At 64.8% G+C, this 14,566-nt stretch carries 11 protein-coding genes; 8 read left to right on the top strand and 3 right to left on the bottom strand.

Annotated features, from left to right (window positions below; genetic code table 11):
* Window positions 1-53: 53 nt before the first annotated feature.
* The 4 genes from E1956_RS19090 to E1956_RS19075 all read left to right on the top strand — a co-directional run bounded on the left by E1956_RS19090 (window position 54) and on the right by E1956_RS19075 (window position 4,305).
* Window positions 54-911 carry an enoyl-CoA hydratase family protein gene (locus tag E1956_RS19090; RefSeq protein WP_134751932.1) on the top strand — a complete coding sequence of 286 codons (858 nt, stop codon included), beginning with the start codon at window positions 54-56 and terminating at the stop codon, window positions 909-911.
* A 16-nt stretch (window positions 912-927) separates the two neighbouring features.
* Window positions 928-2,127 (top strand): acyl-CoA dehydrogenase family protein, encoded by a 1,200-nt coding sequence (locus E1956_RS19085; RefSeq protein WP_232071831.1) that lies wholly within the window; start codon window positions 928-930, stop codon window positions 2,125-2,127.
* 52 nt (window positions 2,128-2,179) lie between these two features.
* Entirely contained in the window at window positions 2,180-2,596 is a 417-nt protein-coding gene (locus E1956_RS19080; protein WP_028222680.1) for a RidA family protein, read from the top strand.
* Window positions 2,597-2,667: 71 nt separating this feature from the next.
* Complete coding sequence (locus E1956_RS19075) at window positions 2,668-4,305, top strand: AMP-binding protein (protein ID WP_134751928.1); 1,638 nt, start codon at window positions 2,668-2,670, stop codon at window positions 4,303-4,305.
* Between the two features lie 210 nt (window positions 4,306-4,515).
* Here the strand turns inward: E1956_RS19075 and E1956_RS19070 are convergent, their stop codons facing one another.
* From E1956_RS19070 to E1956_RS19060, 3 genes are all read right to left on the bottom strand, one after another.
* Window positions 4,516-4,833: a hypothetical protein gene (locus E1956_RS19070; protein WP_134751926.1), complete on the bottom strand. Its 318-nt coding sequence runs from the start codon at window positions 4,831-4,833 to the stop codon at window positions 4,516-4,518.
* A gap of 173 nt (window positions 4,834-5,006) precedes the next feature.
* Window positions 5,007-6,962, bottom strand: a complete 1,956-nt coding sequence (locus E1956_RS19065; protein WP_134751924.1) for a putative bifunctional diguanylate cyclase/phosphodiesterase — start codon at window positions 6,960-6,962, stop codon at window positions 5,007-5,009.
* 153 nt (window positions 6,963-7,115) lie between these two features.
* On the bottom strand, window positions 7,116-8,519 hold the full coding sequence (locus E1956_RS19060) for a GGDEF domain-containing protein (RefSeq protein ID WP_134751922.1): 1,404 nt from the start codon (window positions 8,517-8,519) through the stop codon (window positions 7,116-7,118).
* A gap of 312 nt (window positions 8,520-8,831) precedes the next feature.
* Between E1956_RS19060 and E1956_RS19055 the strand changes: the two genes are divergently transcribed.
* The 4 genes from E1956_RS19055 to E1956_RS19040 all read left to right on the top strand — a co-directional run bounded on the left by E1956_RS19055 (window position 8,832) and on the right by E1956_RS19040 (window position 14,514).
* Window positions 8,832-10,574, top strand: coding sequence for a tetratricopeptide repeat protein (locus E1956_RS19055; protein WP_134751920.1), 1,743 nt, complete (start codon window positions 8,832-8,834; stop codon window positions 10,572-10,574).
* Between the two features lie 92 nt (window positions 10,575-10,666).
* Entirely contained in the window at window positions 10,667-11,299 is a 633-nt protein-coding gene (locus E1956_RS19050; protein ID WP_134751918.1) for a 2OG-Fe(II) oxygenase family protein, read from the top strand.
* A 401-nt stretch (window positions 11,300-11,700) separates the two neighbouring features.
* The gene (locus tag E1956_RS19045) at window positions 11,701-13,020 is read left to right on the top strand and encodes an NAD(P)/FAD-dependent oxidoreductase (RefSeq protein WP_134751916.1); all 1,320 of its coding nucleotides are present in this window, start codon (window positions 11,701-11,703) and stop codon (window positions 13,018-13,020) included.
* 162 nt (window positions 13,021-13,182) lie between these two features.
* Window positions 13,183-14,514: an MFS transporter gene (locus tag E1956_RS19040; RefSeq protein ID WP_028222689.1), complete on the top strand. Its 1,332-nt coding sequence runs from the start codon at window positions 13,183-13,185 to the stop codon at window positions 14,512-14,514.
* Window positions 14,515-14,566: the final 52 nt, after the last annotated feature.

Below are 14,566 nucleotides of genomic sequence, written 5' to 3'. Positions count from 1 at the left end.
GCGCGAACCCGCAATCAAGCAATACGAAGCCGATACCAGGAAGGAGACATACCTTGACGACAGAACGCTCCAGCGCAGACGCGCTCTTTGCGGGCAACCGCGTGACGCTGGCCGGCTACGAGGCAAAACACTTCGGCTGGTCGGTCGAGGGCCGCGTGGCGACGATCACGCTGAACCGCCCCGAGCGCAAGAATCCGCTCACGTTCGAATCGTACGCGGAGCTGCGCGACCTGTTTCGTCAACTCGCCTATGCCACCGACGTGAAGACCGTCGTGCTGCACGGCGCGGGCGAGAACTTCTGCTCGGGCGGCGACGTGCACGACATCATCGCGCCGCTCATCGACCTGCCGATGCCGGAGTTGCTGATGTTCACGCGCATGACCGGCGACCTCGTGAAGGCAATGCGCCATTGCCCGCAGCCGATCATCGCGGCCGTGGACGGCGTGTGCGCCGGCGCGGGCGCGATTCTCGCGATGGCCTCCGACATGCGCTATGCCACGGCGCGCAGCAAGCTCGCGTTCCTCTTCACGCGCGTGGGCCTCGCGGGCTGCGATATGGGCGCGTGCGCAATCCTGCCGCGCATCATCGGCCAGGGCCGGGCGGCCGAGCTGCTCTACACGGGCCGCTCCGCAAGTGGCGAAGAAGGCCATGCATGGGGCTTCTACAACCGTCTATGTGAACCGGAGGCGCTGCTCGCCGAAGCGCAGAAGCTCGCGGCCGATCTCGCCGCGGGCCCGACCTTCGCGCACGGCATTACGAAGACGATGCTGCACCAGGAATGGACCATGAGCATCGACGAAGCGATCGAATCGGAAGCGCAGGCGCAGGCGATCTGCATGGCGACGCGCGACTTCGGCCGCGCCTATGAAGCCTTCGCGGCGAAGACGCGTCCGGTTTTCCAGGGAGACTAAGCAAGTGGACAAGCAATTGAGCGCAGCGGCTGACAACACGCTGCACGGCGCGCTTGCGTGGCCGTTCTTCGAAGAGCGCCATCGCGCGCTCGCCACCGATGTCGAAGCGTGGGCGCGCGAGCATCTCGCGCACGTCCCGCACGACAACGTGGACGACACCTGTCGCGCGCTCGTGCGCAAGCTCGGCGCGGCGGGCTGGCTGCGCTACGGCGTGGGCGGCACCGCGTACGGCGGCCACGGCGACACCATCGACACGCGCGCCGTGTGCCTGCTGCGCGAGACGCTCGCGAAGCATTCCGGCCTCGCCGACTTCGCGCTCGCGATGCAGGGCCTCGGCTCGGGCGCGATCTCGCTCGCGGGCAACGACGCGCAGAAGGCGCGCTACCTGCCGCGCGTCGCGCAGGGCGAAGCGATTGCCGCCTTCGCGCTCTCCGAGCCGAACGCGGGCTCCGATGTTGCCGCGATGGCGCTGGCCGCACGCGCCGAGGGCGACGACTACGTGCTCGACGGCGAGAAGACGTGGATCTCGAACGGCGGCATCGCCGACTTCTATGTCGTGTTCGCCCGCACCGGCGAAGCGCCGGGCGCGCGCGGCATCAGCGCGTTCGTCGTGGACGCCGACACGCCGGGGCTCGAGATTGCCGAGCGCATCGACGTGATCGCGCCGCATCCGCTCGCGCGCCTGCGCTTCACCGGCGCGCGCGTGAAGAAGAGCCAGATGCTGGGCGCGCCGGGCGAAGGCTTCAAGATCGCCATGCGCACGCTCGACATCTTCCGTACCTCGGTGGCCGCCGCGTCGCTCGGCTTCGCACGCCGCGCCATGGCCGAAGGCCTCGCGCGCGCCGCGTCGCGCCAGATGTTCAATCAGACGCTCGGCGATTTTCAGCTGACGCAGGCGAAGCTCGCACAGATGGCGCTCACCATCGACAGCAGCGCCCTGCTCGTCTATCGCGCCGCCTGGCTGCGCGACCAGGGCGTGAGCGTCACGCGCGAAGCCGCCATGGCGAAGTGGCATGCGAGCGAAGGCGCGCAACAGGTGATCGACGCGGCCGTACAGCTCTGGGGCGGCATGGGCGTGCAAAGCGGCAACATCGTGGAGTCGCTCTATCGCGAGATCCGTTCGCTGCGCATCTACGAGGGCGCGACCGAGGTTCAGCAACTGATCGTCGGACGCGACCTGCTCAAGGAGTACCACGCGGAACATCCGGCGGCCTGAACGCCTTGTTCGCCGCACGACTAATGCACGCAAAACCGGACGCGAGACATTCATGAAAAAAGCTCTTCTTCCCGCAGGCTGGGTCAAGCCGCGCGGTTATGCCAACGGTGTCGCCGCCGTGGGCACCCAGGTCTATATCGCCGGCCAGATCGGCTGGGACGAGAACGCGCGCTTCACGAGCCGCGAGTTCGGCGCGCAGGCGGTGCAGGCATTGCGCAACATCGTGGCCGTGCTCGAAACGGCGGGCGGCAAGCCCGAGCACCTGGTGCGCCTGACCTGGTATGTCACCGATAAAAAGGAGTACCTGGCATCGCTCAAGGAGATCGGCGCGGCGTTTCGCGAGCTGATCGGCGATTACGACATCGCCATGAGCGCCATCCAGGTAGTGGCGCTCATGGAAGACGACGCGAAGGTGGAAATCGAAGCAACGGCCGTGATTCCCGACGACGCCCGCCTGTCGAGCCAGTAAGCGACGCTAAAAGCCGCGCACGCAGCAACAGCACACCACAAGAGACTGTTCACAACCTGGCCGGAGACACCATGCAACCGTCCGCTCACGTCGATACCTTCGCACGCGATCACCTGCCGCCCGAGGCGCAGTGGCCCGTGATGCTGCTCGACAATCCCGACGTCGCCTACCCGGCGCGTCTGAACTGCGCGGCCGAGTTGCTGGACCGCGCCATCGAGGCCGGGCACGGCGAGCGCCCGGCCATCTGGTCCGAAGTCGACGGCAAGCCGCAGGCGACCACCTATGCGCAATTGCGCACGCTCGTGGACCGCAGCGCCCATGTGCTGGTGGAAGACATGGGCCTGAAGCCCGGCAACCGCGTGCTGCTGCGCGGGCCCAATACGCTGCAGATGGCCATCGCGCTGCTCGCCTCGTTGAAGGCGGGGCTCGTGGTCGTGCCGACCATGCCGCTGCTGCGCGCGAAGGAGCTCAAGCAGATCGCCGACAAGGCGCACGTGAGCGCCGCGCTCTGCGACGTGCGCCTCGCCGACGAGCTCGCGCGCTGCATGAACCCCGACGACGAATTCTTCTGCGCCGAGCTCGCGCAGGTGTGCTACTTCCACGACGACACCCCCGGAAGCCTGGAGAGCCGCGCCGCCACCAAGCCCGCCGAATTCACGGCGTGCGACACGGCGAGCGACGACGTCTGCCTGATCGCCTTCACGAGCGGCACGACGGGTACGCCCAAGGGCTGCATGCAGTTCCATCGCGACGTGATCGCGATGTGCGACCTGTTCCCGCGCCACGTGCTCAAGCCCACTGCCGACGACGTGTTTTGCGGCACGCCGCCGCTCGCCTTCACGTTCGGGCTGGGCGGCCTGCTCTGCTTCCCGTTGCGTGTGGGCGCCTCCACGGTGCTGATCGAAAAACTCACGCCCGCGCTGCTGCTGCAGACCATCGAGCGTTTTCGCGCGACGACGGTGTTCACGGCGCCCACCTTCTACCGGCAGATGGCGCCGCTCGTTAAGGACGTCGACATTTCGAGCCTGCGCAAGACGGTATCGGCCGGCGAGGCGCTGCCGCAGGCCACACGCGAGCTGTGGCGCGACGCGACGGGCATCGAGATGATCGACGGCATCGGTGGCACCGAGCTGATCCACATCTTCATTTCCGCGGCGGGCGGCGAGGTGCGGCCCGGCTCGATCGGCCGCGCGGTGCCGGGCTACGTCGTGCAGGCACTCGACGACGCGATGCAGCCGGTGCCGCCCGGCGTCACCGGCAACCTCGCGGTGCGCGGGCCGACGGGCTGCCGCTATCTGGCCGACGAGCGGCAGATAAAGTTCGTGCGCGACGGCTGGAATCTGCCGGGCGACGCCGTCACCATCGACGCCGACGGCTATGTGTACTACCAGGCGCGCGCCGACGACATGATCGTCTCGTCGGGCTACAACATCGCCGGGCCGGAGGTCGAGACCGTGCTGATGCAGCACCCTGCCGTGGCGGAATGCGGCGTGACCGGCGTGCCCGACGAATTGCGCGGACAGGTGGTGAAGGCCTTTGTCGTGCTGCGGCCCGGTTTCGAGGGCAATGACGCCATGGTGGCCGAGCTGCAGAGCTTCGTAAAGAACGCGGTGGCGGCTTATAAGTACCCGCGGCTGGTCGCGTTTATCGACGCGCTGCCGAGAACCGAGACGGGCAAGCTCAAACGGTCGGCGTTGAAGACGATGTGACCGGACCGAGCCTTGGTAGAAGACAGAGGGCGATGCGCTTCGTAAGCGCATCGCCCTTTTTGTTTTCCTGATTTCGGATCGGCACATCCATTTTTATTAGTAATACAACGTAAACCGTTAGAAACTTAACAATCAAACCGTATATATTTGACATTATTAATATAATGTTGGGATTTTGAATGCGGACGGCCACACAATTCACTCGCCCGCTCAGCCCCTCGGGTGCTTCATGTTTTCCGACTCGATGGCCGCATGCCATTCCTCGCTCGCCTCATCCGGCTCGATCGCGTCATCGATCGATGCCCTCGCGCGCTCGGCGCTTGCCCTCGCTTCGTCTGCGTCGGCATCATCTTCCTCGTCAGCGACCTCAGGGGGCTGGATCATGTCCCTGAGCATCGCGCGCAGCTCGGGCGTGTCCCATGGAAGGTGATGCTGCATTTGCACCTTGATGTAGTGCCTCACTTCCGCATCCTGCTCAGCAGTCAGAGGCAATCCCCGAAACGTATTTTCCGGGCCGAGGTCACTCATGGCTTTCTCCTCTAGCTGGCACCTGCTCTGTGCCAGTGTAATCCCGGCGTAAAGATGCTGCGCGCTTCGTGAGAAGCTTCACCCATCTCCCCCTGATTCCAGCGGCGGAATCGGCAGGCGATCGATTTTCATCAGCATGTCGAAGCGCTTTGACGACGGCCAGTGACGCGTCTTCACCGTCCCGGCGATCCCGCGATGCGGCCCTCGCGCAGCAACCTGCCCGCTTCCGCGGCGCCCACTGGCCGGCTGAAATGGAAGCCCTGCGCTCTCGTCGCCCGATTGGTGCCTGCGAGCAGCAGACGCTGCTGCTCGGTCTCCACGCCCTGTGCAATCACGCCAATGCCAGCCTCGCGCGCCACGTTGACGATACCCCGGATCGTCGCCGCGCCCGGGGCATCGCCAGTCAGGCGCTGGGTGACCGATCGGGCCACCTTCAGATGATTGACCTGCCAGGCCCGGGCGTACTCGTAAGTCGCGAATTCGCTGCCAAAGCCGTCGATGGCGATCTTCACGCCGAGCTTGCGCAGCGCGCGGAGCACGTCGTTGCGCGCCCACGCGAGCCGGGTCAGAGTGGCCTCAGTCACGTCGAACTCGAGATCGGACGGGGCCAGCCGCCATTTCGCGAGGGTTCCGGCCACGTCGCGAACCAACGCCTCCCCGTTCAGGAGCTCGCACGAGGACAGGTTGACTGCGATCATCAGCGGGGCAATCCCTTCATCGCGCCATATCCGCATCTGGCGGCACGCCTCATCCAGCACCCAGTGGCCGAGCGCCGCCATGTTGCCGGTGTGCTCGGCGAGCTGCATGAAGGCGTCCGGCCCGAGCAGGCCGCGCGTCGGGTGATGCCAGCGCACCAGCCCCTCCATACCGATGATGCTTCCCGACGACAGCTCCACCTCGGGTTGGTACTGAAGCTCCAGCTCGCCGCGATCCGGCGCGCCGCAAAGGTCTTGAGCCAGCCTCATCGTTTCGCGCACGGCATGATCGAGCCTGCCGGAGGGGAAGCAATAGCGGTTGCCGCCGGCTCGCCGGGCGCGCTGGAGCGCCAGATCGGCCTGCCTGAGCAGTTCCTGCGCACTGCCGCTGCCCCGGAAGCACGGACACACGCCGATGCTGCTGGTCATACGGACTTCGTTGCCGCCGAAGCACCAGGGCGCCGCCAGTGCCGTCTGGATCCTTTGCGCCAGCATGCCGGCGTCGAGTGCCTCGGCCGCCTCGGTCTGCAGCACGGCAAACTCGTCGCCGCCGAGCCGGGCCAAGAGATCGCGTTCGCCCGTGCAGCCCCTCAGGCGCTGCGCGACCTCCTGCAACAAGCGGTCGCCGAGCGGGTGCCCGAGCGTGTCGTTGACCGATCCGAAATGATCGAGGCCCAAATGCAGGACTGCAAACGGTAGCGCGCCGCGCTCGGTGGCCGCGAGAGCATGACGCATCCGGTGCGTGAAAGCCGATGCGTTTGCCAGTCCGGTGAGTGCATCGGTGCCCGCAAGCCGCGCGATCTTTTCCTCCGCCGCCCGCATCGCGGTCAGGTCGAGGATGATCCCCTCCACTTCGATGAGCCGTCCGTCTGCGTCACGCACGGCCGTGAACCGGTTCTCGACCCAGCGGCAGTTGCCGTCGCCCGTGCGCAGGCGAAATTCGACGGATGCCTGCGTGACGCTTTTGTCCAGCACGCGTGCCATGGCCGTCTCGACGCCCGGCCAGTCGCGCGGGTCGACTAGCGCCGGCAGCCCGCCAGGCGAGGCCATCAGTGCGTCACGGTCATGGCCGAATTGGGTGATGTCGTGCGAGATTTCGATGAGCGGCAGTGTGGGCTCGCCACGCAGCCGGTAAAACACGACCGGGCCGTTGACCGCGATGCTGTTCGCTTCGTCGAGCGCGTCGGTGCGCTCCTCAACGGTGCTACTGCTGGAAGCAGCGGCGTCTCCCGAGCCATGGTTGAGCTGCCCGGGTCCGGACAGCCCTTTCGTGGTTGTTGCTGTCGCGGTGCGCCCGACGCGTTGCGCGCGTCGCCGCGACGGCCAGTGCGGCACGTTGTGAGCCGAAACCATGATCACCCCCTCCGAATGACGAGGCGGGGTCGGCACGCCGCCCGGGCAACGCTGCACGGGGCGTTCGAGCGCGCGGGACATGTCCGTCTCGTCAGACGATACCAGTATAGTTGCCTCTGGCTGGCCGGCGAGCGGGGCATTGCGAATCTCGCACGGCCCTTTATTCGCGTCCGGCGCCAGGTCACGGCATGCCTGGCGGGCGCTGCGGGCAAGGCGGATTCTCGGCCCCGATCCCTATGCGATCACGACCCGGTTGCGCCCCAGATGCTTCGCGCTGTAAAGCCGCTCGTCGGCCACGCGCAGGATCGTGTCGATCGTGTTGCCGTCGCGGCCGAACTGCGAGCCGCCGACGCTGACCGTCACCTCACCCGGCTTTCCGCTGCCGGCGTTGAACGCACTGCCGGCGACCGACGAGCGGATGCGCTCGCCAATCGCGAGCGCCTTGTCGAGACCGGCCTGCGGCAGCAGCACCATGAATTCCTCGCCCCCCACGCGCGCGACGCCGTCGTACGGGCGAATCGCGTCGAGACATTTGTGCACGAACTCGCGCAGCACCTCGTCGCCTGCCAGGTGCCCATACGCGTCGTTGATGGCCTTGAAATTGTCGAGGTCGAGTGCCAGCAGGGAAAACGTCGTGCCGCCGTGCCTCACGCGGCCGATTTCGGCTTCCACGCGCTCGATGAACTGGCGCCGGTTGGCCGCGCCAGTGAGCGGGTCGGTGGCGGCCAGGTGCTTGAGTTTCTCGTTGGTGCGCTGCAGTTCCTGCAGCGCGCTTTCGGTACGCGCCGTGGCCTCGGCAAGCCGCGCCATCAGTTCTTCCTGGCTATAGATGTTCGAAAACGAGCGCGTAGTGTGAAACGCCTGCACCACACCATAGCTGAGCAGAAAGAATCCGGCGGCAAAGATCGCATGAGCGAGCCACCACATGTGGTTCCACGGCCGCCCGAGAATGAAGGCGAGCGACGCCAGCGCGAACGACGTGATCGAGATGCCGTAGATGACCATCAGCGGCGTGCGGATCCTGCGCAGCATCAGCGCCGCGACGTTCAGCGCGGAGAGAATCATCGCCCCGCCTTCCATCGAGAGCCGAACCGCGAGGCTGCCGGCGATCGGGGAATACGCCACCCAGGCGACCGCCAGGTCCACCACCACGAACAGCGCGATCCACGCGAGCCAGCCGCGAGGATCGGAACGCTTTGCGGTGCTGTCGGGCGGGTGGTTGTACGACAGCAGCCCCGCCAACAGCAAAGCCGACATCGCGAAACGCGACGCGGGACCGTAAAGCAGGAACAGCCACATGTTGTGATGCGCCATGCCGGTGAAGATGCCGTGCAGCGCATAGATGAGCACGAAGCCCAGAAAGCCTAGCGTCAGCCAGCGGAGCAGAGGCTCGCCGGACGACCGGTAGCACTGCCATGTTACGTAGGCGACGAACAGCCCTTCGAGCGTTGCGGCCGCGATTGCGATCTCGTGGAACAGATGATCTTCGAATTTGAGCGCGGGATTCTGGAAGAAGTACAGATAGGCAATCAGGTAAGCGGGCAACAGGGCAAAGCCAACCAGCAGGAAACGGGCGTAGGCCCTGGTGACGAAACGGACCAGCGTCTGCGGCTCGCGCGCAGCAATTGTGGCATTCATCCGCGATCTCCCTTTGGTGTTCACTACCGTTTCGCCGATGGTCCTGCCTTGCAGGCCGCGAACCCGAATCGGGTTCGCCCCGCTGCCCGCGTCGCGCGGCACCATCGAATCGGGGGCCCACTAACAACCGGTCAATCCTCAGGCAATTAAAAAGTATAGGCGCAGCATTTCATCTGACAAGGCAAGCTGCCGCGCACCCAAATGGCTCGACGGTATTCGATAGAATGTGTACACACGATGACACTCCCGCCTTCGAGGCGAAGTCATGCGCCACGCAATGCTGTCCCAGCCATCGTGCAGGCCTCGCTGAAAATGAGTGCGCCCAAGATTCTGTGCGGCATCGCGTTGGCTGCGCTGTCCATGACATGCGCCGCTGCGGCGGTAGCCGGTGCGTGTGTGCCGTCGTTCTCCGAGGTCGACGTCAAGGCTGGACTCGAAGTGCGGACCGGCTGCACGCTCTCCGCGCCCGCGTTAACGCGCGCCACTGAACGCCTGAACCGCGTGGTGAAAAGCAACGGGCTCTCCGCCGCGCAACGCGTAGCGCTGGCGAGCGCGGCCAACGTGATGCTGCACGCGGTCTTCTCGCAGACCAGCCAGGACCCAGCCGCAAACGACGCCACGTTCATCAACTTCGAAGCGATCCTCGAAAGCCTCGCATCGCAGATCAGGACGCGCACCGATATCGACGCCGCAGCCGAAGCTTCGAAATGGAGCACGCGCTATCAAGATCTGCTTCACAGGTTGTCGGTCACGCGCAGCACCGATCCCACCGAACTGCAGCTCGACGCAGCCGCGAGGCGCCTCGATCTCGATAGCGCATTGGCTTTGCTGACGCGGCTCGCCGCGGTTGCACCGGGCACCGCCCAGCTATCCGCGGCGCGCAACGACGAAGCGGCTAGCATCGAACTGCTCCGCTTCATGCCATGGAACGCGCTGCCCTACCTGGAAAAGGCCCATGCGCAGCAACCCGACGATATCGACATCGCCACCGCATTCGCCGACACGCTGCTCGTGCAGCACGAGCCCGGGCGCGCGGAGCCCGTGTATCGCGCGTTGCTGATCCAGTATCGAACGCTCGCGCAACAGAAGCCCGCCGAGTGGCAGCCCGCCGTCGCGCGCACGCTCGACAAGCTTGGCAGTCTGTATCTGCTGCAGAAGCAGCCGAAGGAAGCCGAAGCCGCGTGGCTGCACGCACTCGAAATCTATTGGGCGCTCGCGCGTGCGAATCCTTCTGCCTACGGTCCCGCAGTGGCTAACACGCTCGACAGCCTCGCAACCTTGTACCGCGACACGCAACGTCTGCAGGACGCGGCTGACGCGTGGCAGGAGGCCCTCGGCCTCGACCGCGCGCTGGCCCAGCGGGACCCGGCCACGTACCGGCCCGCCGTCGCGACGACGCTCAACGACCTCGGCATCCTCTACAGCGCGACACAGCGCACGCGCGACGCGGAGCGCGCGTATCTCGAAGCGCTCGGCATCCAGCGCGCGCTCGCACACGAGAACCCCGCCGCGTGGCGTCCGGCGCTCGCGCGCACGCTGAACAACCTCGGGAACCTCTACAGCGCAAACGGCCGGCTGCCGGACGCCGAGCATGCTTACCTGGAAGCCCTGAAGATCCGTCAACAGCTCGCGCGCGAAAGCCCCGCGCTCTACCAACCCGATCTGGCGCGTACGCTGGGCAATCTGGGCGTGCTGTACCGTCTCGAACGGCAACCGGCCAGGGCACTGCAGGCAGATCAACAAGCGCTGCAGATCGTTCATGCCCTCGCGCGCGAAGCGCCGACCACGTACCAGCCTGACGAGGCGCGGATACTGAACAATCTGGGCGTGCTCTACAACCGCACGGGCAAGCCGCGCGAGGCGGAGGACGCGTGGCGCCGCGCGCTGGATCTGTACCGCAAGCTCGCACACGACGATCCGCTCACGTGGCGCCAGGATGAAGCGCGCACCTTGCGCAATCTCGGCACGCTGCTCAACCACACACAACGCTCGGCTGAAGGCGACGCATTGCAGCGCGAAGCCGACGAGCTGCTGGATTCGACTCCGGCGCAATAGATCGCGAGGCAAACAGCAGGCACCACGCGCTTGCTGGTTGCGGGCCTATAGTGAACGATGAGCGTCCCGACTAGCGCGTTGCGCAACCGGCAATGGAAACCGCCGCCCCGGAAATCGTCCGACTTTTTCCGACTTTCGTATGGTGTCGTCGCCTCGAACAGGCGTGCTATGAATCGCTTGACCTGGCGCTGATGGCCTATGTCGATAGCCTGGTCCGCAGCGGCGTCGGCACCCGTACTGGCGCCGCATGGCAATCGGGCCACCAGCAACATAGAAAGCCTGCGTTTGCCGCGCTGACCGCGCATATCGAACGCGCTGCACGCGACGTCCTTGCGTTTCTCAAAGTCGCCGACGCGCCGTTTCACATTACCGGATGCTGGGTCAATGTCCTGGACCCGGGCGGGGCGCACGCGATGCACTGCCATCCCAACAATTTCCTGAGCGGTGCGTATTACCTGCGCACCCAGGCCGGTGCCGACACGATCCATTTCCACGATCCGCGCCCGCAGACGAGCGTGATTCGTCCACCCGTCACGGAGTTGACGGCTTACAACACCGATCAGGTGGTATTGCCCGTCAGCGAAGGGACGTTGCTGCTATTTCCGGCCTGGCTGGCGCATTCGGTGCCGCCGAATACGAGTGCGCAGGCACGCGTGAGTGTCAGCTTCAACATCATGTTCGACGACTACGACACCACCATGAGCCCACCACTCTGGGGAAATTGAAACAGCGTGCCGCCGACCGCACGCCTTCAACCGAAGCGTCGGCGCAATAGAACCGTTTCGACCAACCGTAGAACGATCGCGACATATCTCGTCATCCGTCACGGCAACACGCCCCCAGGTCTGACCGCATTTTGCGCGTCCCCGGTGTCGCCATCACGCGCCGCACCCGCCTATTTACGCCTTCGCCGCCCTGAATCAAGGGTAAACCCTTATCCCATCGATCGGGCAATGAAGTCCCCGCTGACAACGGATCCGAGCACGTAAACCCTTATTTTTACTTCGTCTACTTGAAACCTATACTTCGTCTACAGTATGTATACACAAATTCTTACCATGTGAATTCAGACTGGGCGCGCCACCCGAAGGCGCAATGAGATTCAAAAGCGACATTGGAATTTGATATGCAAACGGTTACCTCGCTTCCCGCAGACGACAGGATGTGCGGCTGGTATCACACCAGCCGAGCGCGCACGCCCAGGGCGAGCCACACGGGAGAATCGAAAGCGCGCTGGGCAGTGGTCGGCGCCGGCTTCACCGGACTCGCGGCGGCACGGCAGCTCGCCTTGAATTTCCCCGACGACGAGGTCGTGCTGGTCGAGGCGCAGGAAGTCGGCTTCGGGACCTCGGGACGGAATGCGGGTTTTGCGATCGATTTGCCGCACGACATCGGCGCCGACGATTACATCGGCGATATCGCCACGGCAAAGACCACGCTGAAGCTCAACGTGCTGGGACAGACGATCCTGCGCGAGCTCGTTACGAAGCATGGCATCGACTGCCATATGAGCGCGTCCGGCAAATATCAGGCCGCCGTCGAAGCGCGCGGCGTGGCCGTGCTCGACGCCTATCGCCGTGGGCTCGACAAGCTCGGCCAGGCGTATGAAGTGATCGAGGGCAAGGACCTGCCCGCGCATATCGGGACGTCGTTCTATCGCAAGGCGCTGTTCACGCCCGGCACCGTGCTCATTCAGCCCTCGGCGCTCGTCAAGGGCCTGGCCGACTGCCTGCCACCCAATGTTACGTTGTACGAACATACACCCATTACGAACGTGGAGTACGGCGAGAAGATCGTGCTCGCGCATCGGCATGGCCGCATTATCGCGGACAAGCTGGTGCTGGCGAACAACGCGTTCGGCATGCGCTTCGGCTTTCTTCAGCGCACCATGCTGCCGGTCTTCCTCTATGCGAGCCTCACCCGGCCGCTGACCGCCTCCGAACAGGCGCAGCTCGGCGGCAAGCCGTTCTGGGGCGTCATCCCCGCGGATCCGTTTGGCAGCACGTTGCGCCGCACGCACGATAACCGCATCCTCGTGCGCAACAGCTTTTCCTTCAATCCCGACGGCCGCCCGAAGGAACAGTATCTGCCCCGCTTCGCTGAGCGCCACCGTCTGTCGTTCGAGCGGCGCTTCCCGATGCTGCCGGATGTCGATTTCGAATACACGTGGAGCGGTTCGCTCGCGCTCTCGCAGAACCACAAAGGCTTTTTTGGGCAACTCGCGCCCAATGTCTATGGCGCGCTCTGCTGCAACGGACTCGGCATTACGCGCGGGACCGTGACGGGCACGCTGCTCGCCGACTGGCTTGCGGGCAAGCCGAATGACCTGACCGATTTCCTGCTCAAGACATCGGGACCGAACAAGGCCCCGCCCGAGCCGTTCCTCTCGATCGGCGTCAACGCGACGCTCTGGTGGGGGCAACGCAAGGCTGGGCTCGAAAGCTGAACACCCTGCGTCACCGGCCCGGCTACCTGGTGGCGGCTATTAGTTTGGATACCAAATAATCGGCGAATCGACCGATCGAACCTTGAACTACCAGCTCGGAACGCAGCATCCATGGCTCGCGCCAGGACGCTTTGCGCCCAATTTCATGGAAGGAGACACGCAATGTCGAACAATCACGTATCCATTGAAGATGTTCCGCTCAATGGATTTCATCAGTTACTCACCATCCGCTCGAGCGGCGGCTGGCTCATGGATGGCTATGTCCTGAGCATCATTGGTGTGGCGATGGTGCAATTTTCCGCGGCGCTCGGGCTTACCAGCTTCTGGGAAGGCATGGTGGCCGCTTCGGCGCTGATCGGCATTTTCTTCGGTGGATTCGCGGGCGGCTGGCTCAGCGATCGCATGGGGCGACAAAAGCCCTACTTCTTCGGGCCCGTCATTTTCTTCGTCTGCTCGATCGCGCAGTTCTGGGTCCACTCGGGAGAAGCGCTGTTCGTGCTGCGCTTTCTCATCGGGATCGGCGTGGGCATCGAGTATCCCGTGGCGGGTTCGTTGCTCGTCGAATTCATGCCGCGCAAGTACCGGGGTCCGCGCCTCGCCATGCTGACGATCATCTGGTTCCTTGGCGCGGCACTCGCCTATATCGTCGGCAATCTCATTCTGAGCAGCGGCAGCCCCGACGCATGGCGCTGGGTGCTCGCGAGTCCCGCCGTGATCGGTCTCGTGCTGTTCCTCGTGCGCATCGGCACGCCCGAGTCGCCGCGCTGGCTGCTCAGCAAAGGCCGCAATGCCGAAGCCGAAGCGATCATCAAGAAGGTGTACGGCCCGTCGTTCTCGCTGCGCAACCTGCCCGAGGAACAAGCGGAGAAGAAGATCTCGCTCTGGGCGCTGCTGCATTCCGGCTATGGCAAACGCATGCTGTTTGTCTCGGTGTTCTGGAGCTGCTCCGTGATTCCCGTGTTCGCGGTCTACTCGTTCGCACCGCGCGTGCTCGAGGCAATGCACTTGACCGGCCAGTGGGAATCGCTCGGCTCCGTTGCGATCACGCTGCTGTTCGTGGTCGGCTGCATCATCGCGACGCGCGTCATCAATGTGCTGGGACGCCGCGCCATGGTGATCCACAGCTTCCTGTGGTCGGGACTCGCCCTGCTCGCGCTGGGTGCCTCCTCGAACGGCTCGGCGTGGCTGATTCTGGTGTTGTTCGGCGCTTATGCGGTGCTGATCGGCGGCGCCCAGGTGCTGCAACTGGTGTATCCCAACGAAATCTTCCCGACCGATATCCGTGCATTCGCGGTCGGCATGGGCGCCTCGCTCTCGCGCATCGGCGCTGCAATCGGCACGTGGCTGGTGCCCGTCGCCCTGCAGACCGTCGGTATCGGCAACACCATGTATGCCGCGGCAGCCGTCTCATTCATCGGCCTCGTTGCCTCGCTCGCTCTCGCCCCCGAGACGCGCTCGCTGAGCCTGCAAGAAGCCGCTTCGCTCAATCACTGACACAACCCCGGTGGCGGCGCCCTCACCTGTGCGACGGCGCCCCTTTCGTCAA

Origin of the sequence: Paraburkholderia pallida (assembly GCF_004524855.1) — a bacterium.
GTDB lineage: Bacteria > Pseudomonadota > Gammaproteobacteria > Burkholderiales > Burkholderiaceae > Paraburkholderia > Paraburkholderia oxyphila.
Note: the sequence above shows the minus strand (reverse complement) of the source record. Positions and strands in the feature narration are given on the sequence as shown.